The organism is Streptomyces sp. NPDC090108 (assembly GCF_044747185.1).
In the GTDB taxonomy this organism is placed as follows: domain Bacteria; phylum Actinomycetota; class Actinomycetes; order Streptomycetales; family Streptomycetaceae; genus Streptomyces.
In genome coordinates this window covers 23,876-45,864 of sequence record NZ_JBIVDQ010000010.1, presented here as the reverse complement: position 1 = coordinate 45,864, position 21,989 = coordinate 23,876, and the positions used below count along the sequence as shown (strand labels likewise).

Here is a 21,989-nt window from a genome sequence, read left to right as displayed (position 1 = left end):
CCTACCCAGTGGGGGCCGGATGTCACCCTTCCCGCGGTGCCGGGGTGCCCGGTGTTGCCGCCGGGACGGCACGGACGCGCTCTCCCCGTGCTCTCCCCCACGGTCTGCCCGCGGTCTCCCCCACGGTCTGCCCGCGGTCTCCCCCACGGTCTGCCCGCGGTCTCCCCGTGCTCTCCCCCGCGCTCTGACCGTGCTCGCCCCGCGGTCTCAGTAGCGCGGATGCACCAGCGTGGAGGCTGTCAGTCCCTCGATCCGGGTCCGCCGGGCCGCCCGTCCGTCCGCCGTCAGCTCCCCCTGGGTGAGGGTGTCCGGGCGCGGCCCCCGCGGGTCCAGGCGCAGGCGGGGGGCGGCCGGCCCCGGAGCGGCCAGGAGGAAGCCCCAGTCGTGGGGGGTGCGGGTGGCACCGGCGGAGCGGTCGGGCCCCGCGGTGAAACCGGAGTCGTGGCCGAGCACGCGGTAGGCGGTGGCGGCGAAGCCCGCGGCGCGCAGGGTCTCGGCCACGGTCCAGAAGACGCGCGGGCGGGTGGCGACCGGCCCGGCGTGCACGACGAGACGGCCGCCGGGGGCGAGGGTGCGGCGGGCGAGACCGTAGAACTCCTGGGAGTACAGCTTGGTGCTGGCGGTGATGCCCGGGTCGGGCAGGTCGGCGACGACGACGTCGTACCGGCCGGCGGGTGCGCGGCGCAGCCAGCTCAGCGCGTCGGCCGTGGTGACGTGGACCCGCGGGTCGTCGTACGCGTGGCCGTTGAGGGCGGACAGGCCCGGGTCGGAGCGGGCCAGGCGGACCAGTCCGGCGTCGAGTTCGACGACGTCGACGCGGCGCACGTCCCGCCGGCGCAGGACCTCGCGGGCGGCCAGACCGTCACCGCCGCCGAGGACGAGCACGCGGGCGTGCGGGCCGGCCATCGCCGGGTGCACCAGGGCCTCGTGGTAGCGCCGCTCGTCGTGCCCGCCCACCCGTAACCGGCCGTCCAGGAAGAGATCGAGGGGCCTGCCGTCGGTGCCGCCGGTGAGGACGACCTCCTGCACCCCGGTCTGCAGGGCCACCCGGACGTCCGCGCCGTACACCGCGTGCCGGGCGGCGCGTTCGAACTCGTCGGCCAGGGCGGCGGCGGTCGCGAGGACGCAGAGCACGGTGAGCCCGACGGCGAGCAGCGTCCAGCGGGCGCGGCGGGTCAGGTCGCGGCCGAACAGGCCGAGCACCAGGGCGCCCCCGGCGACGACGTTGACCGTGCCGGTGAGCAGCGCGCCGGTCAACTGGCCGAGGAACGGCAGGAGAAGGAAGGGAAAGGCCAGACCGCCGACGAGCGCGCCGACGTAGTCCGCCGCGAACAGGTCGGCGACCGCGCCCCCGGCGTCCTGCCGGCGGATGCGCTGGATCAGCTCCATCAGCAGGGGGACCTCGGCGCCGACCAGCAGTCCGATGGCGAGGGAGAACGCGACCAGGAGGCAGCGCGGCCCGTCGGCCCACACCCCGCCCCAGCCGCCGGTCCAGGCGAAGACGGCGTACAGCGCCATGGCGCTGCACCCGCCGACCAGCGCGAGCGCGGTCTCGATCGCCCCGAACCCGGCCGCCGCGTGCCAGCGCAGCCGTTTCGCGGCGAGGGAGCCGATGCCCATCGCGAACACCATCACGGACAGCACCACGGAGGCCTGGGTGACCGAGTCGCCGATCAAGTACGAGGCGAACGCGACGAGTTCGAGCTCGTACACCAGACCGCAGGCCGCGCAGACGAAGACACACGCGAGCACCAGGAACCGGCCGGTGCCGGGCCGGACGGGCAGCCGCGCGGGATCCGTCCAGGGCGGGGGGCCCGGAGGCGCGGGGGCGTGCGGTTCGATCACCTTGCGACGGTACGACACAGCCCAGGTGCGCTTCGTCACCCACACGTGTGGAACTGGCCGCCGTTGACGTTCCCCGCGTTTATGTACGCCAGGAACCGGGCTAGCCCGGACGGCCCACCGGGACCCGCACGCCGACCCTGGTCCGGGTCGCCACCAACTGCCCGTCCTGCGGGTAGGAGTGCCAGGTGCGCCATTGCACCTGCCCCTCGTGCCGGTGGGCGAGCATCGCGGTGAACGCGTGCGGGCTGCCGGGGAAGACGCCGGCCAGGCCGTGCGGATGGTCGGAGACCAGCGCCAGCAGCTCCTGCGCCCGGCCCGCGAAGGAGCCCGGCGTCAACAGCTCGACGCGTGCGGCGAATTCGTACTCCCAGTCGCCGACCCGCTTCGCCACGCCCAGCGGCAGCGGGGTGCTCGATCCGGGCATGCACGCGACCGTCTCCGAGCAGTTGGTCTCTTCCTCCTCCAGCAAAACCTGGTGGGAGGCGCCGAGCAGTCTCAACTGGAGCTTCGCCCCGGAAAGTTCGAGGTCCAGGGTGGCGAGGGCGGGCAGCGGCTCGCGCCCGAGGGCCCAGGCGAGGTCTGCGGCACGCGTATCGGTGTAGGAGGTGTTCAGGGTCGTGAGCATGGATCGGCTCCGCTAACACACAACGAGGGCAGGAGAATGTTCCGGCGCACCTCGGTAGACACCGGGCGAGTGGCCAGGTCGGCTTGGCCGGGAAAGGGTGTCTGCGGGACGTTCCGAGGGCTGCGGTGGTGATTTAGAGGGAATCATGAACAGTGGCCACGCCACAGCGTTTTTACCCAAGTTCGGAGGGTTTCCATCCCTCAGAGGGCTCCACAGCTCAACTGTTCAACTACGGCGTGCGCCGGGCGCGGGAACAGAGGCCCCTGACACCCGGCGCCGCACGTCAGGCACCGCCGCCGCAGCCGCCCCCGCCACCGCACGACGACCCGCCGCCGCACGAGTGCCCGCCGCCGCAGGAATGCCCTCCCCCGCACGAGTGACCCCCGTGGCCCCCGTGACCCCCATGGCCCCCGTGCCCTCCGTGACCGCCGTGACCTCCATGACCCCCGTGGCCGCCGGAGCCCCCGCCGCCCAGCACCCACCAGCTCCCGCCGCCGTCGTACGACGACGAGGAGGACGACGACCTCCGCGGCAGCCCTCGCCCGGCCCGCCCCGCACGCGCGCTCACCCCGCGCAGCCGCCGCGACCGGTTCACCCGGTCGAGCAGCGCGCGGTCGTACCCCTTGCGGCGGGACCACCCCCGGCCCGCCACGATCATGACGACTGCCACCGCCACGACGAAGGCGACGATCATGGCGTCACCCCCCTTTCCTTCCCCCGAAGGCTCCCCGGCGGGAACCCCTGTGCGTCACCGCGTCTCCCGCGGTGACGGGGGGATGCCCGGGCCGTCCACGGGTCAAAGCGGAGTTGAGGAACTCCAGAGCTTGAGCGCAGGATGACGGCCATGACCTCCACCGCGCGCCCCCACCTGAACCGCCGGCTCGCCGAGTTCGGTACGACGATCTTCGCCGAGATGTCCGCCCTCGCCGCGGCGACCGGATCGATCAACCTCGGCCAGGGTTTCCCCGACACGGACGGCCCCGAGGAGATCAGGGAGGCGGCCGTGCGGGCGCTGCGCGACGGGCGCGGCAACCAGTACCCGCCGGGCCCCGGCGTCCCGGAGCTGCGCGAGGCGATCGCCGCGCACCAGCTGCGCCGCTACGCGCTGGCGTACGACCCCGGCACCGAGGTGCTGGTCACGGCGGGCGCGACGGAGGCCATCGCCGCCACCCTGCTCGCCCTGCTGGAGCCGGGCGACGAGGTGGTGGCGCTGGAGCCGTACTACGACTCCTACGCGGCGTGCGTCGCGATGGCGGGCGGCCGGCGTGTCCCGGTGACCCTGCGCCCGGCGCCCGGCGAGGACGGGGAGACACGCTTCCGGCTGGACCTCGACGAACTGCGCGCGGCCGTCACGGACCGCACCCGCCTGCTGCTGATCAACACCCCGCACAACCCGACCGGCACGGTCCTCACCCGCGCGGAACTGGCCGCGATCGCCGAGCTGGCGGTGGAGCGGGACCTGCTGGTCGTCACCGACGAGGTCTACGAGCACCTGGTCTTCGACGACGCCGAGCACCTGCCGCTGGCCGGCTTCCCCGGGATGCGCGAGCGGACGGTGACGATCGGCTCGGCCGGCAAGACGTTCTCCTTCACGGGCTGGAAGGTCGGCTGGGTGACGGCCGCCCCGGAGCTGGTCAGCGCCGTCCGCTCGGCCAAGCAGTTCCTGACCTATGTGTCGGCGGGGCCGTTCCAGTACGCGGTGGCGGAGGCCCTCGCGCTGCCCGACTCCTACTTCGACGGCTTCCGCGCGGGGATGCGCGCCCGGCGGGACATCCTCACGGAGGGGCTGGCCGAGGCGGGGTTCGGGGTGTTCGAGCCCGCCGGCACGTACTTCGTCACCACCGACATCCGCCCGCTGGGCGAGAAGGACGGCTTCGCCTTCTGCCGCGCCCTGCCGGAGCGGGCGGGCGTGGTCGCCATCCCCAACGCCGTCTTCTACGACGACCGCGAGGCGGGCGCGCCGTTCGTGCGGTTCGCGTTCTGCAAGCGGGAGGAGGTGCTGCGGGAGGCCGTCGGCCGTCTGCGGCAGCTCTGACCGCCTGATCCCGCCCCCGGCACCCGCCCCGGCCCGGTCCCGGCGCACGGATGCCGTGGCCCCGGAGCCTGCGCTCCCGGACCACGGCATCACCCCCGCGCCGCGCGCGGGGCGGAAGAACGAGGGGGCGAGACGCCCTCCCGGGGAACTACTCCCCGCGCTCCCCGGAGTCGTCACCCTCGCCGGAGCCGTCGGTGTCGTCGGAGGCGTCGGCCTCGTTGACGTCCTGCTCCAGGCCGAGCTGCTCGACCAGCCACTTGTCGAACTCGATCGCGGCCCGCACCCAGCTGACCGTGGAGGAGACGAAGTGGTTGAGGTCGACACCGGTGCCGACCAGCATCTGGGCCTCACCGATGAGACGGACGGTGCCGTCGTCGTGGGTGTGGGTGTACACCTTCGGCCACAGGGTGCGGCGGTTCCAGTCGTCGATGGACTCGAGCAGCTGGGGCTTCTCGTCGATCTTGTGGGGGCGGTCGTAGAACGTCCGCACGGAGAAGACCGCCTGCTCGTCCTCCCCACGGAACATGAAGTAGGTGCGGAACTGCTCCCACGGCGCCGCGAGGTCTCCCTCCTCGTCGACGACGTACTTGAGCTCCATCTGGTCGAGGAGCTGCTTCACGAGGTCCTGATCCGGGACGACGGGGCCCGCCGGCCCTTGGGGCTGCGGCTCGGGCTGGCCCCCGAAGTTCGGAATCGAGGACGGGTCGATGCTCACCGTGTTTTTCCCTTCGTACGGATGTGGCCATCCTCCCTCAGAGGGGGAGGGCCGTGGCAAGCCCCGCCACGGCCTGTCAGCCTTGGGCGGACACGGCACGCCCCGGCGGCACCATGGACGATCATTCCCGCACACGGACACGAAGAGAAGCACGGGGGGCGGCACATGACGGCGACCGGGACGGTGACGGAGCCGCGCGGGCGGGGCCGCGCCGGACGGGCCATGGTGATCCTCGCCCTGGTGACACCGCTGCTGGCGGGGGTGGGCGCGGTGGTGGCCGTGGCGGCCTGGTGGCTGTGGGACGACACGCCCGACGCCCCCCGGCCGGCCGCCGTACCGTGCGCCGAGGCCCTGGCGTACGGCGGGGCGCGACTGCCCGCCGGCGCGCGCGACGCGCACTGCACGGTCCTGTCCTGGCAGGACACCGAGTACGACGCGCGGTTCCGCGTGTCGCGCGAGGGGCTGCGCACCTGGCTGAAGGCCACGTACCCGGACGCCCCGGAGCCGTCCGGCTCCTCCTGCGACCACCCCCGCGACCGCTGCCTCGATCTGGACTTCAGGCGGGGGGACGGCGGCCGGTACGCCGGGCGGGTGCCGGGGAGGTCTCTGCCCGGCTTCGGGGCGTACGCCGCGACGGTGGAGGTGCGGTTCGGGAGGGCGGGCGACGCCGAGGTGTCGTTCTCGGCGTTCACCGGGTGAGCGGAACCCCAGGGACCCCCGGTGCGCCCGCACGGCACGGCGGCCCGCACCCCCGGGAGGGTGCGGGCCGCCGTGCCGGTCCGGCGCCGGTCAGAGCGTCTTGGCCGGAGCCGCGCCCACGGTGAGGCCGTCGGCGGCGCGGTCGACGCGGACCGTGTCGCCGTCCTTGATCTCGCCGGAGAGGATCTCCTTGGCGAGGCGGTCGCCGATCGCGGTCTGGACGAGGCGGCGCAGGGGCCGCGCGCCGTACGCCGGGTCGTTGCCCTCCTCGGCGAGCCAGGCCAGGGCCTCGGGGGTGACGTCCAGGCTGAGGCGCCGCTCGGCGAGACGCCGGGCGAGCCGGTCGATCTGGAGCCGGGCGATCCGGGCCAGCTCGTCCTGGTCGAGGGCCGAGAAGACCACGAGGTCGTCGAGCCGGTTGAGGAACTCGGGCTTGAAGGAGCCGCGGACGACCTCCAGCACCCGCTCCCGCTTCTCCGCCTCGCCGAGCGCCGGGTCCACCAGGTACTGGCTGCCCAGGTTGGAGGTGAGCACCAGGATGGTGTTGCGGAAGTCGACCGTGCGTCCCTGGCCGTCCGTCAGGCGCCCGTCGTCCAGGACCTGGAGCAGGATGTCGAAGACCTCGGGGTGGGCCTTCTCCACCTCGTCGAGCAGCACCACGGTGTACGGGCGGCGGCGGACGGCCTCGGTGAGCTGGCCGCCCTCCTCGTAGCCGACGTACCCGGGAGGCGCGCCGACGAGCCGGGCCACGCTGTGCTTCTCGCTGTACTCCGACATGTCGATGCGGACCATGGCCCGCTCGTCGTCGAAGAGGAAGTCCGCGAGCGCCTTGGCGAGTTCGGTCTTGCCGACACCGGTCGGACCGAGGAAGAGGAAGGAGCCCGTGGGCCGGTCGGGGTCGGCGATGCCCGCGCGGGCACGGCGGACGGCGTCGCTCACGGCGCGCACGGCCTCGCTCTGGCCGATGAGCCGCCGGCCCAGCTCGTCCTCCATGCGCAGCAGCTTCTGCGTCTCGCCCTCCATCAGGCGGCCCGCCGGGATGCCGGTCCAGGCGGCGACGACGTCCGCGATGTCGTCGGAGCCGACCTCCTCCTTGACCATGGTGTCCCGGGCGGCCTCCTCCTCGGCCTCCGAGGCGGCCTCCAGCTCCTTCTCCAGCTCGGGGATCTCGCCGTAGAGCAGCTTGGCGGCGGTGTCGAAGTCGCCGTCGCGCTGGGCGCGTTCGGCCTGGCCGCGCAGCTCGTCCAGCTTCTCCTTCAGCTCACCGACCCGGTTGAGGGACTGCTTCTCCTTCTCCCAGCGGGCGGTCAGGCCCCGCAGCTCCTCCTCCTTGTCGGCGAGGTCGCGGCGCAGCTTCTCCAGCCGGGCGACGGAGGCCGGGTCGGTCTCCTTGGCGATCGCCAGCTCCTCCATCTTCAGCCGGTCCACGGACCGCTGGAGCTCGTCGATCTCGACCGGGGACGAGTCGATCTCCATGCGCAGCCGGGACGCGGCCTCGTCGACGAGGTCGATGGCCTTGTCGGGCAGGAAGCGGGAGGTGATGTACCGGTCGGACAGGGCCGCGGCGGCCACCAGCGCGCTGTCCGCGATCTGCACCTTGTGGTGGGCCTCGTACCGGCCCTTCAGCCCGCGCAGGATCGCGATGGTGTCCTCGACGGTGGGCTCGGCGACCAGCACCTGCTGGAAGCGGCGCTCCAGGGCGGGGTCCTTCTCGATCCGCTCCCGGTACTCGTCGAGCGTGGTGGCGCCGACCATGCGCAGCTCACCGCGGGCGAGCATCGGCTTGAGCATGTTGCCCGCGTCCATGGCGGAGTCGCCGCCGGCGCCCGCGCCCACGACGGTGTGCAGCTCGTCGATGAAGGTGATGATCTGCCCGTCGGAGTCCTTGATCTCGGAGAGCACGGCCTTCAGCCGCTCCTCGAACTCACCGCGGTACTTGGCCCCGGCGACCATCGCGCCGAGGTCGAGGGAGACCAGCCGCTTGTTCTTCAGCGACTCGGGCACGTCACCCTTGACGATCCGCTGGGCGAGCCCCTCCACGACGGCGGTCTTGCCGACGCCGGGCTCGCCGATGAGCACGGGGTTGTTCTTGGTACGGCGACTCAGCACCTGCACGACCCGCCGGATCTCGTGGTCCCGGCCGATGACCGGGTCGAGCCGGCCCTCGCGGGCGGCGGCGGTGAAGTCGGTGCCGAACTTCTCCAGGGCCTTGTACTGGCCCTCGGGGTCGGCAGTGGTCACGCGGCGTCCTCCCCTGGCCTTCTGGAAGGCCTCCTGCAGCTTCCTCGCGTCGGCACCCTGTGCCGTGAGCAGCTCGCCGGCCGCGCCGCCCTTGGCGGCGATCCCGATGAGCAGGTGCTCCGTGGACAAGTATTCGTCGCCGAGGTCCTTGGCGCGCTCGTCGGCGTCCGCGAGGACGGCGAGCAGCTCCCGGCTGGGCTGCGGGGGCGCGACGGTGGAGCCGGTCACGCTGGGCAGCGCCGCGAGCAGACGCTCCGCACCGGCGCGTACGACGGCCTGGTCGGCGCCGACGGCGGCGAGCAGGTCGGTGATGTTCTCGTTCTCCTGCCCCGCGAGCAGAGCAAGGAGCAGGTGGGCGGGCGTCAGGTCCGCGTGTCCCTCGGTCACGGCCCGCTGGCTGGCCGCGTTGATCGCTTCCCGGCTCCTGTTGGTCAGCTCGGCGTCCACGTTCGCGTTCTCCTCCTCGGCATCGGGCCCCTCGGCCACGTCCCCACTGCTGACTTCACCAACATACACAAAGTTGAGTCCATTCCGCTCAATTAAAGGGACGCGGGTTCCTGCGACTAGGTTTCGGCCATGGCCATGGACTCCACGAACTCCGCGAACACGGGCACTCCCGACGAGTCGTACCTCGCCTTCTGGCGGGAGCGGCACCTGTGCACCCTGACGACCCTCCGCCGCGACGGCAGCCCGCACGTGGTGCCGGTCGGGGTGACCTGGGACCCCGAGGCGGGTCTGGCGAGGGTGATCACGAGCAGTACGAGTGCGAAGGCGGCCCATGTGCGCGCGGCCGGCCCCGAGGGCGCGCGCGTCGCGGTGTGCCAGGTGGACGGCCGCCGGTGGGCCACCCTGGAGGGCCGCGCCCGGGTGCGCACCGAGCCGGAGCGGGTGGCGGAGGCCGAGCGGCGCTACACCGAGCGCTACGGGCGTGTGCCGCGCGAGAACCCGGCGCGGGTGGTCATCGAGATCGAGGTGGGACGCCGGCTCGGGCACGGATGAGGCTCGGGGCGGCGGCGGAGCGGCCCGTTCCGGCCACTCGGGGCGCGGCCCCGTTTCCCCCGCTTCCCGCCTGTACCGCCGCAAACTGCAGCGGCGTCACCGTGTTCAGGTCACGGTGACGCCGCTGCGGGGGGAAGTACCTGAGCGATCTTTTACGACGGGGGAATCGCGTCAGGCACTGCGGGGGGTGGCTGAGATGGTCCGCGTGTCAGGGACGTCCGGTTCTGCCAGCCGGTGGTCCCGTCGGTCCAGGTTCACAAAGATCATGCCGTACCGGACGGCACACCGCACCGGCTGCGGCGCCCCTCGGGGCTTGCGCAGGCACCGGTACGCCCGTACGTCCTCGTCGTCGTCGCGGGTGACGACCACCGGCTCACCGAAGACGGTCACCATCAACGAGTCACCACTGTGGGGGATGGCGGTGACCAGATCGATGAAGTGCCAGCCGGAGCGGTAAGCGGTCGCCATCTCCCGTCGGAAACTGCGGTCGTCGGGTGGGGTCGCCACGTCAGCTCACGGCTCCGCTTTTGGCCCCGACGACGTGCGGCGCGATCAGCGGCCAGGCACTGTCCGCCCGAACGTCCTGCTTCACCTTGGCGAAGCCGCTCGAAGCGCCGACTGCCACCAGGACGGAGAAGGCGGCGACAAGCACCGAGCGAAGCAATTTCTTGTGCATGGCAGGCTTCGTCCTCACTTGAAGGTCCCCATTCCCCCGACAGATACGACGATGGCTCATTCGGGCACATCCTGGCCACACAATCGGTGCATCATGTTCCTGCATGTTCAGGACCCTGGGGGGTGGAGATTTGGCAGCCAATCACACAAAAGAGACACATCCCCACGCAGTGACCACCTTGTGCGCTGAAGGCGGACGTCTGTACGCCGCTGCCCTGCGCACCGGACGTGTCGCTCGTGCGGACGCGGAGGCCGCCCCCTGCCTGAGGGAGTTCGCCCTGCTCCATCCCGACCCCGACGACCCGGACTGGCTGCGTCCGGTGCCGCCCGCGGTCGCCCTGGCGCAGCGGCTCACGCCGATCGAACGGGAGATAACCGAGCGGCGCCGGCACTCCATCGAACTCGCCGACGCCTTCGAGCCGTTCATGGCACTCGGTGCACAGCTGTCGGCGACCAGCGACTCGATCACCCTCCTCGAGGGCGGCGACCGGATCAACGCGGCGCTCAACCTGGCCACCGAGCAGTGCCACACGGAGATGCTGACGATCCAGCCGAACGACCAGCGGTCCGAACTCAGCCTGCTGCGCGGCCTGGAGCGGGACAGACCGCTCATCGAACGCGGGCTGCGGATCCGCACCCTGTACCAGCACACCGCCCGCTACAGCCAGGAGAAGCTCGGCTACGCCGCCCAGCTCGGCGACGGCAAGGCGGAGTACCGCACGATCGACGAGATCGTGGAGCGGCTCATCATCTGCGACGAGTCCGTCGCCTTCATCCCCATCCGCGACGACCAGCAGGTCGCCCTGGAACTGCGCCACCCCGGCCTGGTCCGCTATCTGATCAAGGTCTTCGAGTTCATGTGGAGCCGCGCGGTCCCGCTGAGCACCGGACGCCCCTACCAGCCCGCCCCCGACGGCTTCACCGACATCCAGCACTCGATCGCCAAGCTCCTCGTCGAGGGCCATGTCGACGAGGCGATCGCCCGCCGCCTGGGCATGAACGTCCGCACCTGCCGCGCCCACATCGCCAAGCTCGCCCAGGCTCTCGGCAGCGGCAGCCGGGCCCAGCTCGGATTCCTCATCGCCCGGTCCGGAATCCTCAACCAGGAACCCTGAATCCCGACCGCGGGGAAGGCGGCCGCCGGTGACAGCAGGAACACACGAGCACAGGCCGGAGGAGCCCTGCCCGGCCGGGCTGGCCCTCTACACCCGCGCGCTGCACGAGGGCCACGTCCCGGCCGGGGACGCCGAGCGGCTGCCCTGCCTGGCCGCAGCCGGGCTCCTGCGGCCCGACCCCGGGGACGCCCGCCTCCTGCGCCCGGAGGCCCCCGCCGTCGCCCTCCACCGGCTGCTGCGCGACGTCGACGAGGACATCGCCCGCAGACGCCGGCAGGGCGACCGGCTGACCGGAGCGCTCGAACCGCTCCTCGCCCTCGGGACACCGGACACGGACCGGGCGGACGCGACGGGCATCCGGATGCTGAGCGGCCTGGACCGGATCAACACCGCCATCTCCGAGGCCATGGCGGACATCGCCGGGGAGGTCCTCACCATCCAGCCGCACAGCCTGGAGAGCGCCCTGCGCACCACGGCCCTGATCCGCGACCAGGCCCTGCTGGACCGGGGCGGCCGCATCCGCACCCTCTACCAGCACACCCAGCGCCACGTCCCCGCGGTCGTCGCGCGCTACGAGCAGCTGCGCGGCGACGTGGAGGCCCGCACGCTCGACCAGGTCACGGAGCGGCTCCTGCTCATCGACCGGAAGGTGGCGTTCATCCCCGCGAGCAAGGACCGGTCCGCCGCGCTGGAGATCCGCCATCCCGCGCTGATCGAGTACCTCGCGATCGTCTTCGACCGGCTGTGGCACCTGGCCACCCCCATGCACCCCCGGGCCGTACGGCAGCCGCCGGTGAGCGGCGTCACCGCCCGCCAGCGCGCCATCGCCCGCCTGCTGATCGAGGGCCACACCGACGGCGACATAGCCGACCGCCTGGGCATGAACGTGCGCACCGCCCGCCTGCACATCGCCAAGCTCGCCGCCACCCTGGGCAGCCAGAGCCGCGCCCAGCTCGGCTACCTCATAGGGCGCTCGGGGATCCTCGACCGGGAAGCATGACGGTACGGGCGTAGGGCGGCGCGTCCAGGCCCACCTGGGCGATACGGACGCCCAGTTGCGTACGGCTGGCCGCCCCGAGCGTGTCCGACAGCCGGGCGATGTGGGCACGGCAGGTACGGACGCTGATGCCGAGCCGCTCGGCGATCACGGCGTCCTGGTGACCCTCGGCGAGCAGCGCCGCGATGGACCGCTCCCGGTGGGAGATGCCGTCGATGCCCGTGTCCGGCAGCGGGGCGGTGAGCGGCAGCGCGAGCCGCCACAGCCGCTCGAAGACGGTCACCAGGTACTCGATCAGCGCGGGATGGCGCAGCTCCAGGGCCATCGTGCGCTCGGCGTTGGCGGGGATGAAGGCGACCGTGCGGTCGAAGAGCATCAGCCGGTCGGTGACCTCGTCGAGGGTCCGGGCCTCCACCGCGTCGCCCATCAGCTCGAAGTAGTGGAGCAGCCCCTGCCCGTGCCGGGCGACATGTGTGTACAGATCGCGCATGCGCACACCGCGGCCGCGCAGTTCCAGCGCCCGGTGCAGGCCCTCGGTGAGCGAGTCCTCGCTGCGGATGCCGCCGGGCTGCACGGTGAGCACCTCGGTGGTGCACGCCTCCGTCGCCTCGTCGATCGCGGTCTGGATCCGGGCCAGCCCGTCCAGCACCCGGATCGCCGTGCCCTCGGCCGGCGCCGCCGACCGCGCCTGGTACCCCAGGCCGGAGTACCGCTCGAAGGCGGCGACGGCCGAACCCACCCGGCGCTGGCCCTCGCTGACCTCGTCGTAGACCCCGCGCAGCAGCCGGGCCATCACCTCCTGCGGGGAGGTGGGCACCAGCCAGTCCATGTCATCGGGATCGGGGTGCAGCAGGCCCAGTTCGAGCAGGCAGGGCACCGGCCCGGCGTCCGTGCGCGGCACCCGCCCGCGGCGGACGGCCCGGGTGTACACGCGGTCCCCCGGCTCGCACAGCCGGTCGGCACCGTGGGGATGCTCCTGCGTCCCGTGCCCGGTCATCGCCCATTCCACCCCCGGCTCGCGGCCATTTCCGTGGCGCAACTATGCGCGGGCCCCGACCGGGTCCGCAACACGGCTCCACCGGCCGCACGGGCCGCGATGCACCACTGCGTACCGGTATCGCCCGGCCTCCGCCGACCACGATGCAACAAGCTGAGGGGAGGGCACGGAAGAAGGCCCGCACAAGGGCATGGCGCGGCGAACGGCCTCCCGGCCACTCACCGCGCCCCGCGCGTCCGCCGACGCGCCGCGTCCCGCGCCCGTGCTACCGCAGGCCGGCCGCCGCGCAGGCGGCCTTGTACTTGGCGGTGCAGATGTCGGCGACCGAGTAGATGCCGTCGGCGACGACGGTCTCCTTGATCTTGTCCGCGGTCAGGGCGGTCACCTGGACGAGCTTGGCCGGGATCCGCTTCTGGGTGGGGCTGTCGACACGGTCCTGGGTGAGGGCGTCGAACTGGATGTCCTTGCCCTGGATCCGGGCGACGGCCATCTGGGCGGCCGCCTCGGCCTCGTCCGGGTAGGACTTGTAGACGCTCATGTACTGCTGGTGGATCAGGATCCGCTGCACCGCGTCGAGTTCGGCGTCCTGGCCGGTGATCGGCGGCAGGCTGGTGACGCCCGCGGCCTGGAGGGCCTTGATGACACCGCCGGCCATGCCGTCGTTGGCGGCGTAGACACCGGCGATGTTGTCCTTGCCGATCGCGTTGATCGCCTCGGTCATGTTGGCCGTGGCGTTCTCCGGCTTCCAGTCCGTGGTGTCGTAGGACTTGGCGATCGTCACCTTGTCGCTCAGCTCGGAGAGCGCGCCCTGCTTGAACTGCTTGGCGTTCGGGTCGGTCGGCGAGCCGTTCATCATGACGATCTTGGAGGAGGTGCCGGTCTTGGCACCCATCGCCTCCAGCAGCGAACGGCCCTGCACCTCGCCCACGAGCTCGTTGTCGAAGGAGATGTACGCGTCGATCGGACCCTCGGCCAGGCGGTCGTAGGCGATGACCGGGATGCCCGCGTCCTTGGCCTTGCGGACCTCGCCGGCGATGGCGTGCGAGTCGACCGCGTCGACCAGGATGACGTCGACGTGGTCGTCGATCATCCCCTGCATCTGGCCGGCCTGGCGGGTGGCGTCCGCGTCGGCGTTCGCGTACACCACCTTGCCCTTCTTGTGGGTGAGTTCGGCGACCTTGTCCTTGATGATGGGGAAGTCGAACTTGTCGTAACGCGTGTTCGCCTTCTCCGGCAGCAGCAGGCCGACGGTGACCTGGTCACCCTTGGTCGGGCTCGCGCTGGCACCACTCCCCGCCGCGTCCAGCGCACCGCAGCCGGCAAGCGAAAGGATCATCGTGGGCGCGGCCACGGATATGGCGATACGACGCATTCGAGGGCTCACTTCAAGTGCGATCCGGACGTGGGCGCTTCTTTACGACCCAGGTGTCTGAAAAGACAACGCGGAGTAGCCACTCGGCGTCAAGAAGTACTACTTAACGGATCCGCAACGGCACGCTCGGCTGACCCTGTGAAGAGTGTGCGCAACCCTCTCCAAAGGCTCTTTACGACCTCTACATCCAAGAGAAGACCGCGGTCACGCAAAGAACAGGGCAACCAACCGGGCTGCTCGAAGGTCACAGTCGGCAGCGGAACTTGGCTTCCGCTGCGATCGACCATCGAGCAGAGGAACGAATGAAGCCGGCCAGACTCGCGACCGCCACAGCCGTCGCCCTCGCCACAGCAGGCGGCCTGCTGCACACGGCCGCCGCCCCCGCCTCGGCCACGACGGGATGCGCCTCGCCGGTGTACACCCGCGCCTTCTACACCGGCACCGCGTTCTCCGGCAGCCCGAAGAAGAAGGACTGCGACTCCTCGATCGCCGAGAACTGGGGCACCGGCGCCCCCGCCGCCGGTCTGCCGAAGGACAACTTCGGCGTCCGCTGGACCGTGACACGGGACTTCGGCTCCGGCGGCCCCTTCTCCCTGCCGGTGGCCGCCCAGGACGGCGTCCGCGTCTACCTGGACGGCGTCCGCAAGATCGACGTCTGGAAGAACGTCTCGGCCACGGTCAAGAAGACCGCCGACATCACGATCCCCGCGGGCAGGCACACCCTGCGCGTCGACTACGTCAACTGGACCGGCGCCGCGAACATCAAGTTCGCCTACACACCCCGCACTTCGTCCACGGTCGACAAGGTCCGCCCGCTGACGCCCACGGCGGCCTCGGTGACGTACGACCCGAAGAGCAGCAAGGCGAAGCTGACCTGGGCCCGGAACCCGGAGATGGACCTCGCCGGATACCGCGTCTACGTGCGCGCCAAGGGCCACGACGACTGGCACCTGACCAGCGGCGGCACCCTCACCACCACCTCGTTCACCAACGCCCTGCCGCCGAACGGCGCTTCGTCCTACTACGAGGTGCGCGCCGTCGACAAGGCGGGCAACGAGTCCGGCGGCACCCACGACCTGCCGGTGACCACCGCCGACCGGACCGCGCCGGACGTCCCGGTCCTGACGGCGACCGACGACGACTACTCCGGCGTCCTCGTCGCATGGGACGACGCCTGGGAACCCGGTGCCCGGTACGACGTCTTCCGCGCCTCCTCCGCGACCGGCGAGTTCGTGAGGATCAGGACGCTGAACGGTGTCAGCAGCATCGGCGACGAGACCGCTCCCTACGGCGAGACCTCCTACTACCGCGTCGTCGCGACCGACGCCGCCGGTAACACCTCCCGGTCCGCCGTCCTGGCCCACACCCGCCGGCTGCCCGTCCCGTACCTGCTCGACGCGGGCACGAACGCCGACGAGAGCGGTGTCGAGCTGCGCTGGACCATGCCGCTGCGGGCGGAGACGCAGTACCGCGTCTACCGCAGGGAGGCTTCCGGCGACAACGCGGCCGAGGTGCGGATCGACTGCGAACCGTCCCGGGTGGGCCCCGCCGACGACCCCATCGCGACCTATGCCTGCACCGACCGCTCGGCGGTACCGGAGACCGCGTACTGGTACCGGGTCACCAGCGTCGGTGCCGGCGGTCAGGAGTCGAAGTCCTCGCAGGTGCAACAGGGGGGCCTCTACGATCGCACCCCGCCTCCCCCCGTCACCGGACTCACCTCCACCGCCACGGAGTACGGCACGGACCTGGAGTGGGAGGCGAGCCCGGCCCCGGACGTCGCCGAGTACGACGTCTTCCGCGCACCCGCGGACCACCCCACCGAGGACGAGAACATCGCCCGTCTCGCGCCCGGCACCACCCGGTTCACCGACCTCGACGTGCCGGACGGCGAGAACTGGGTCTACTACGTCGCCGGCACCGACACGTCCTCGAACACCCTCTGGGAGACCTCCCCGCGGCAGGTCGCCCGGACCGAGGCCCACGAGCTCGACCTCACCCCGGCCGCCACGCTCCCCGACACCGCCGGCCTGACCCTGTCGGCCCGGACCGACGGGACCGGCCACGCGGCCCTGTCGTGGACCGCCCGCACGGCCGGTGCGGCAACGGCCACGGGCTTCCACGTGTACCGCTGGGACCGCGCCGCCGGCCAGTACGTCCGGCTGACCGACGTGCCCCTGGGCGCGGACGCCCACGGCTACACCGATGCGGCCACCCCGGCCGGAACGACCGGCTACTACGTCGTCTCCGTCGTCGCTCCGGACGGCACGGAGGCCTTCTCCGGCCTCGCACCGGTGGTGGTCCCGCCGAGCGGCGCGTGAGCGTCCGGGCACGCGGAAGGGGCCCGGAGAGTTCTCCGGGCCCCTTCTCGGTGGTGCTCAGTCCTTCTGCTGCCGTTTCGGGCGCCAGACGACCAGCGCGCTGGTCTGCTGGACCTCCTGGTACGGGACCAGGTCACGGCGGTAGGAGGCGTGGACGGCGGCCTCGCGCTGCTGCATCGCGGCCGCCGCGCCGTCCAGGGCCGACTCCATCTCCGCGACGCGGGACTGGAGCGCGGCGACCTGGTTCTCCAGTTCGATGATCCGCTTGATGCCGGCCAGGTTGATGCCCTCGTCCTGCGACAACTGCTGCACCTGGCGGAGCAGTTCGATGTCACGGGCCGAGTAGCGCCGGCCGCGGCCGGCGGTGCGGTCGGGAGAGACCAGACCCAGCCGGTCGTACTGCCGCAGGGTCTGCGGGTGCAGCCCGGACAGCTGGGCCGCGACCGAGATGACGTAGACCGGTGTCTCCTCGGTCAGCTCGTACGGGTTGCGCCGACGACCGGGTGTGTCCATGGGCCTCTCAATCTCCCTTCGCGGCCTCGAACAGCTCCTCCCGAGGATCCTCGTCCGCGGTCGCCTCGCGATACGCCTGGAGCGCGTCACGAGCCTTCCCCGACAGGTCCTTCGGGACACTCACCTCGACGGTGATCAGCAGATCCCCGCGGCTGCCGTCCTTGCGGAGCGCGCCCTTGCCCCGCGCCCGCATGGTGCGGCCGTTGGGCGTGCCGGGCGGCAGCTTCAGGGTGACGGGCGGACCGCCCAGGGTGGGCACCCGCACCTCCCCGCCGAGCGCCGCCTCGGGGTACGTCACCGGCACGGTGACGGTGAGGTTGTCGCCCTTGCGCCCGAACACCGGGTGCTCGCCGACGTGCACGGTGACGTACAGGTCACCCGCCGGTCCGCCCCGCTCGCCGGGCGCGCCCTTGCCGCGCAGCCGGATCCGCTGCCCGTCGGTGACACCCGCCGGGATGCGGACCTGCATGGTGCGCGAGGACTTGGCGCGGCCGCTGCCGTTGCACTCCAGGCAGGGGTGCTCGGCGATCAGGCCGCGGCCCTTGCAGTCGGGGCAGGGGTCGGTCAGCGAGAAGCCGCCGCCCGAGCCCCGGGCGACCTGCCCGGTGCCGACGCAGGTCGGGCACACCCGGGGCGTGCCGTTCTTGTCGCCGGTGCCCGAACAGGCCTTGCAGGGAGCCTGCGAGGTCATCCGCAACGGGACGGTCGCGCCCTCGATCGCCTCGGTGAAGCTGAGGGTGACCTCGGTGTCCACGTCCTGGCCGCGGCGCGGCTGGGTGCGGGTCGTACCGCCCGCGCCGCCCCGGTTGAACAGGCCGCCGAAGACGTCACCGATGCCGCCTCCGCCGCCGAAGCCGCCACTCTGCTGGGCGCCCCCGCCGAAGAGGTCGCCCAGGTCGAAGTTGAAGTTTCCGCCGGCGGCGCCCGGCCCGGGGCGGAAGCCTCCGTTGCCGAACAGGGCGCGCGCCTCGTCGTACTCCTTGCGCTTCTTGGCGTCACCGAGGACGTCGTTCGCCTCGGAGATCTCCTTGAAGCGCTCCTCGGCCTTGGCGTTGCCCTTGTTGGCGTCCGGGTGGAACTCGCGGGCGAGCTTCCGGTACGCCTTCTTGATCTCGGCCTCGGTGGCGTCCTTGGGGACGCCGAGGACCTTGTAGAAGTCCTTCTCGATGAAGTCCTTGGTACTCATCCCCGACGTCCCTCCTTCCTGTCCGCGGTGATGACGTCAGCCCTCGTCCGGGCCACCGTTCTCCTTCTCGTCGGCCGCCGCCTCCTCGGCCTCGTCGGCCTTGACGGTCTGCGCGCCGGGCTGCGGTTCGGCCACGGCCACCCGCGCGGGGCGGATGGTGCGCTCACCGATGCGGTACCCGGGCTGCAGGATCGCCACGCAGGTCGTCTCGGTGACGTCCGGCGCGTAGGAGTGCATCAGGGCCTCGTGGATCGTCGGGTCGAAGGGCTCGCCCTCCTTGCCGAACTGCTGGAGGCCCATCTTGGCCGCGACGGTCTCCAGCGACTCGGCCACCGACTTGAAGCCGCCGAGCAGTTCGCCGTGCTCCCGCGCGCGGCCGATGTCGTCGAGCACGGGCAGGAGCTCGGTCAGGAGGTTCGCGATGGCGATCTCCTTGACCGCGATCCGGTCGCGCTCGACCCGGCGGCGGTAGTTCTGGTACTCGGCCTGCAGGCGCTGGAGGTCCGCCGTGCGCTCGCCGAGCGCCGTGCGCACCTGGTCCAGCTGGGCCACCAGGGCCGCGTCTGCTGCTCCGTCCCCGGCCGGGGCCGCCCCCTCCTTGGGGGCGGCCTTCGGCTCGGCGTCGTCGGGGGTCGCGCCGGAGGGGACGTCGGGCTTCTCCTCGAAGCCCGGGGTCTCCTCCGTCACGCGGCACCGTCCTTGCGCTCGTCGTCGACGATCTCGGCGTCCACGACGTCGTCGTCCTTGACGTCACCGGCGTCGGCGGAGGGACCGCCGGCGGCCTGCGCGCCCTGGGCGTCGGCGTACATGGCCTGGCCGAGCTTCTGCGAGACGGCCGCGACCTTCTCGGTGGCCGTGCGGATCTCGGCGGCGTCCTCGCCCTTGAGCTTCTCCTTCAGCTCGGCGATGGAGGCCTCGACCTCGGTCTTGATCTCGCCCGGGACCTTGTCCTCGTTGTCCTTGAGGAACTTCTCGGTCTGGTAGACGAGCTGCTCGCCCTGGTTGCGGGTCTCGGCGGCCTCGCGGCGGCGGTGGTCCTCCTCCGCGTACTGCTCGGCCTCCTGGCGCATCCGGTCGACCTCGTCGCGCGGCAGCGAGGAGCCGCCGGTGACGGTCATCTTCTGCTCCTTGCCCGTGCCCAGGTCCTTGGCGGTCACGTGCATGATGCCGTTGGCGTCGATGTCGAAGGCGACCTCGATCTGCGGGACGCCACGCGGGGCCGGCGGCAGACCGGTCAGCTCGAACATGCCGAGCTTCTTGTTGTACGCCGCGATCTCGCGCTCACCCTGGTAGACCTGGATCTGCACCGACGGCTGGTTGTCCTCGGCCGTCGTGAAGATCTCGGACCGCTTGGTCGGGATCGTGGTGTTGCGCTCGATGAGCTTGGTCATGATGCCGCCCTTGGTCTCGATACCGAGGGACAGCGGGGTGACGTCGAGGAGCAGGACGTCCTTGACCTCGCCCTTGAGGACACCGGCCTGGAGCGCGGCGCCGATGGCGACGACCTCGTCCGGGTTCACGCCCTTGTTGGCGTCCTTGCCGCCGGTGAGCTCCTTGACGAGCTCGGCCACGGCGGGCATACGGGTGGAGCCACCGACGAGGACGACGTGGTCGATCTCGCCGAGCTGGATGCCGGCGTCCTTGATGACGTTGTGGAACGGCGTCTTGCAGCGCTCCAGCAGGTCGGCGGTCAGCTGCTGGAACTGGGCGCGGGTGAGCTTCTCGTCCAGGTGCAGCGGGCCCTCGGCGGAGGCCGTGATGTAGGGCAGGTTGATCGAGGTCTCGGAGGACGAGGACAGCTCGATCTTGGCCTTCTCGGCAGCCTCACGCAGACGCTGGAGGGCCATCTTGTCCTTGGCGAGGTCCACACCGTGGCCGGCCTTGAACTGCTGCACCAGGTAGTCGACGACGCGCTGGTCCCAGTCGTCACCACCGAGGTGGTTGTCGCCGTTGGTGGCCTTCACCTCGACGACGCCGTCGCCGATCTCCAGGAGGGACACGTCGAAGGTGCCGCCACCGAGGTCGAAGACGAGGATGATCTGCTCGTCCTTGTCGAGGCCGTACGCCAGCGCGGCGGCGGTCGGCTCGTTGACGATGCGCAGGACGTTCAGACCCGCGATCTCGCCGGCCTCCTTCGTCGCCTGACGCTCGGAGTCGTTGAAGTACGCCGGGACGGTGATGACCGCGTCGGTCACCTTCTCGCCCAGGTAGGCCTCGGCGTCACGCTTCAGCTTCTGCAGGATGAACGCGGAGATCTGCTGGGGGTTGAAGTCCTTCCCGTCCAGGTTGATCTTCCAGTCGGTGCCCATGTGGCGCTTCACCGAGCGGATGGTCCGGTCCACGTTCGTGACCGCCTGGCGCTTGGCGACCTCGCCGACGAGCACCTCACCGTTCTTCGCGAAGGCGACGACGGACGGCGTGGTCCGGGCACCCTCGGCGTTGGTGATGACGGTGGGCTCGCCGCCCTCCAGAACGCTCACGACGGAGTTCGTCGTGCCCAGGTCGATGCCGACCGCACGTGCCATGGTTGATTCCTCCAGCTGACTTGAGTGCAACGGACTCAAGTGTGCACGAGCCGACCCGCGCGGTCAACAGACATGAGCCATCGGGACTCAACTCTTATCCGCTCCTTACACGCAACCGCCCGGTGACCTGCGCGGGAGCGGTTCCGCGGCCCGCCCGCACCGGCCCGCGGAGCAGGACGGCCACGACGGCGGCGCCCCCTCCCGCCACCCAGAGCACGGCCGTCCCCCCGGCCCAGCCCGTGTGGACGAGTACCCCCACGAGCACCGTCGCGAAGGCGCCGGCCCCCAGCAGCACCACCACGCCCGGCGGGGTGAGTCCGAGCCGGCGCAGCCGGTGCGCGAGGTGGTCGGGGCCCCGCCGCAGCAGCGGACGGCGCCCCAGCAGCCGCGCGAGGACGACGAGCAGGAAGTCGGCGGCCGGCACGGCCCCCAGGCAGAACAGCACCCCCGCGGAGGGCACGAACCCGTAGCCCGCGCGCGTGAGGACCGCGGCCGAGGACAGCAGGAACCCGGTGAAGAGCGCCCCGCAGGCCCCGAGCCCGGCCCGCGCGGGGTGCCAGTTGTGCATCAGGAACCCGGTGAGCGCGGCGGCGGCCACGCTGAGCAGCACGGCCAGCCCGTCCATCACCTCGGCGGCGGCACAGAGCCCGGCGCCGAACGCCGTGACCACTCCCACGGTCCCGGCGAGCCCGTCGGCCTGGTCGAGCCCCTTGACGGCGAGCGAGGCGAGGACGATCCAGCCCACGGCCAGGACACCGCCCGCGACCCCCGTCCCGCCGTACGGCACCACCCAGGCCGCCGCCACCGCCGTACCGGCGACGAGCACCCTCGCGCGCAGCCGCCACACGTCGGCGACCAGGCCCAGGACGGCGACCCCGGCGCCGGCGACGAGCAGCCGCCCGACCCCGTCCCCGAGCGGGGCGACCCCGGTCCACTGTCCCGCCGCGGCGACCAGGCAGGTCACCGCGGCGACGGCCGGGCCGCCGGACAGCGGCAGGGGTCTCTGCCGCTGCCGCCGCCGGTCGACGATGCCCGCCCTGAGCGCGGGCACCCGCAGCAGCGCCGTGAGCACGGCGGCGAGGAGGAGGGCGGCGCTGGCCGCGGCGATCCCGTAGAGCACGCCTCCAAG

General features: G+C 71.9%; 19 protein-coding genes. 6 read left to right on the top strand and 13 right to left on the bottom strand.

Annotation, left to right across the window (positions count from 1 at the left end; all coding sequences use genetic code 11):
- Positions 1 to 207: 207 nt before the first annotated feature.
- Together ACIPRD_RS30035 and ACIPRD_RS30030 are read right to left on the bottom strand one after the other, a co-directional pair.
- Entirely contained in the window at positions 208 to 1,845 is a 1,638-nt protein-coding gene (locus ACIPRD_RS30035; protein WP_401567578.1) for a polyamine aminopropyltransferase, read from the bottom strand.
- Between the two features lie 100 nt (positions 1,846 to 1,945).
- Positions 1,946 to 2,470: a DUF2617 family protein gene (locus tag ACIPRD_RS30030; protein WP_356409972.1), complete on the bottom strand. Its 525-nt coding sequence runs from the start codon at positions 2,468 to 2,470 to the stop codon at positions 1,946 to 1,948.
- An 835-nt stretch (positions 2,471 to 3,305) separates the two neighbouring features.
- Between ACIPRD_RS30030 and ACIPRD_RS30025 the strand changes: the two genes are divergently transcribed.
- Positions 3,306 to 4,505, top strand: a complete 1,200-nt coding sequence (locus ACIPRD_RS30025; protein WP_356409975.1) for a pyridoxal phosphate-dependent aminotransferase — start codon at positions 3,306 to 3,308, stop codon at positions 4,503 to 4,505.
- Positions 4,506 to 4,653: 148 nt separating this feature from the next.
- On the opposite strand, the gene ACIPRD_RS30020 is transcribed toward ACIPRD_RS30025, so the two are convergent.
- Entirely contained in the window at positions 4,654 to 5,220 is a 567-nt protein-coding gene (locus ACIPRD_RS30020; RefSeq protein ID WP_356409978.1) for a YbjN domain-containing protein, read from the bottom strand.
- 165 nt (positions 5,221 to 5,385) lie between these two features.
- Between ACIPRD_RS30020 and ACIPRD_RS30015 the strand changes: the two genes are divergently transcribed.
- Positions 5,386 to 5,919: a hypothetical protein gene (locus tag ACIPRD_RS30015; protein WP_401567575.1), complete on the top strand. Its 534-nt coding sequence runs from the start codon at positions 5,386 to 5,388 to the stop codon at positions 5,917 to 5,919.
- A gap of 90 nt (positions 5,920 to 6,009) precedes the next feature.
- Here ACIPRD_RS30015 and clpB read toward each other — a convergent pair whose 3' ends face one another.
- Complete coding sequence (gene clpB / locus ACIPRD_RS30010) at positions 6,010 to 8,607, bottom strand: ATP-dependent chaperone ClpB (RefSeq protein WP_356410102.1); 2,598 nt, start codon at positions 8,605 to 8,607, stop codon at positions 6,010 to 6,012.
- 135 nt (positions 8,608 to 8,742) lie between these two features.
- On the opposite strand from clpB, the gene ACIPRD_RS30005 reads away from it, so the two are divergent.
- Entirely contained in the window at positions 8,743 to 9,159 is a 417-nt protein-coding gene (locus ACIPRD_RS30005; RefSeq protein ID WP_401567803.1) for a pyridoxamine 5'-phosphate oxidase family protein, read from the top strand.
- A 171-nt stretch (positions 9,160 to 9,330) separates the two neighbouring features.
- Here ACIPRD_RS30005 and ACIPRD_RS30000 read toward each other — a convergent pair whose 3' ends face one another.
- Positions 9,331 to 9,627 (bottom strand): (2Fe-2S)-binding protein, encoded by a 297-nt coding sequence (locus ACIPRD_RS30000; protein WP_356409984.1) that lies wholly within the window; start codon positions 9,625 to 9,627, stop codon positions 9,331 to 9,333.
- Between the two features lie 40 nt (positions 9,628 to 9,667).
- Positions 9,668 to 9,835 carry a hypothetical protein gene (locus tag ACIPRD_RS29995; protein ID WP_356409987.1) on the bottom strand — a complete coding sequence of 56 codons (168 nt, stop codon included), beginning with the start codon at positions 9,833 to 9,835 and terminating at the stop codon, positions 9,668 to 9,670.
- Between the two features lie 103 nt (positions 9,836 to 9,938).
- On the opposite strand from ACIPRD_RS29995, the gene ACIPRD_RS29990 reads away from it, so the two are divergent.
- The gene (locus ACIPRD_RS29990) at positions 9,939 to 10,949 is read left to right on the top strand and encodes a helix-turn-helix transcriptional regulator (protein ID WP_356409990.1); all 1,011 of its coding nucleotides are present in this window, start codon (positions 9,939 to 9,941) and stop codon (positions 10,947 to 10,949) included.
- 28 nt (positions 10,950 to 10,977) lie between these two features.
- Positions 10,978 to 11,949: a LuxR C-terminal-related transcriptional regulator gene (locus ACIPRD_RS29985; RefSeq protein ID WP_401567571.1), complete on the top strand. Its 972-nt coding sequence runs from the start codon at positions 10,978 to 10,980 to the stop codon at positions 11,947 to 11,949.
- On the opposite strand, the gene ACIPRD_RS29980 is transcribed toward ACIPRD_RS29985, so the two are convergent.
- Both ACIPRD_RS29980 and ACIPRD_RS29975 read right to left on the bottom strand, forming a co-directional pair.
- The gene (locus ACIPRD_RS29980) at positions 11,912 to 12,943 is read right to left on the bottom strand and encodes a helix-turn-helix transcriptional regulator (protein ID WP_356409996.1); all 1,032 of its coding nucleotides are present in this window, start codon (positions 12,941 to 12,943) and stop codon (positions 11,912 to 11,914) included. The two genes, ACIPRD_RS29985 and ACIPRD_RS29980, sit on opposite strands and share 38 nt — an antisense overlap.
- Before the next feature lie 265 nt (positions 12,944 to 13,208).
- Positions 13,209 to 14,315 (bottom strand): substrate-binding domain-containing protein, encoded by a 1,107-nt coding sequence (locus ACIPRD_RS29975; protein WP_356409999.1) that lies wholly within the window; start codon positions 14,313 to 14,315, stop codon positions 13,209 to 13,211.
- Positions 14,316 to 14,617: 302 nt separating this feature from the next.
- On the opposite strand from ACIPRD_RS29975, the gene ACIPRD_RS29970 reads away from it, so the two are divergent.
- A complete protein-coding gene (locus ACIPRD_RS29970) occupies positions 14,618 to 16,636 on the top strand; it encodes a PA14 domain-containing protein (protein WP_401567566.1) in 2,019 nt (672 codons plus the stop codon).
- A 57-nt stretch (positions 16,637 to 16,693) separates the two neighbouring features.
- Here ACIPRD_RS29970 and ACIPRD_RS29965 read toward each other — a convergent pair whose 3' ends face one another.
- The 5 genes from ACIPRD_RS29965 to ACIPRD_RS29945 form a co-directional block, all read right to left on the bottom strand.
- Positions 16,694 to 17,149: a heat shock protein transcriptional repressor HspR gene (locus ACIPRD_RS29965; RefSeq protein WP_356410005.1), complete on the bottom strand. Its 456-nt coding sequence runs from the start codon at positions 17,147 to 17,149 to the stop codon at positions 16,694 to 16,696.
- A gap of 7 nt (positions 17,150 to 17,156) precedes the next feature.
- Positions 17,157 to 18,335: a molecular chaperone DnaJ gene (dnaJ, locus tag ACIPRD_RS29960; RefSeq protein WP_356410008.1), complete on the bottom strand. Its 1,179-nt coding sequence runs from the start codon at positions 18,333 to 18,335 to the stop codon at positions 17,157 to 17,159.
- Positions 18,336 to 18,371: 36 nt separating this feature from the next.
- Positions 18,372 to 19,022: a nucleotide exchange factor GrpE gene (gene grpE / locus ACIPRD_RS29955; protein WP_356410011.1), complete on the bottom strand. Its 651-nt coding sequence runs from the start codon at positions 19,020 to 19,022 to the stop codon at positions 18,372 to 18,374.
- Positions 19,019 to 20,860 carry a molecular chaperone DnaK gene (gene dnaK, locus ACIPRD_RS29950; protein ID WP_356410014.1) on the bottom strand — a complete coding sequence of 614 codons (1,842 nt, stop codon included), beginning with the start codon at positions 20,858 to 20,860 and terminating at the stop codon, positions 19,019 to 19,021. The genes grpE and dnaK overlap by 4 nt, the downstream gene beginning before the upstream one ends.
- Positions 20,861 to 20,954: 94 nt before the next feature.
- Complete coding sequence (locus ACIPRD_RS29945; RefSeq protein WP_401567562.1) at positions 20,955 to 21,980, bottom strand: MraY family glycosyltransferase; 1,026 nt, start codon at positions 21,978 to 21,980, stop codon at positions 20,955 to 20,957.
- Positions 21,981 to 21,989 lie beyond the last annotated feature (9 nt).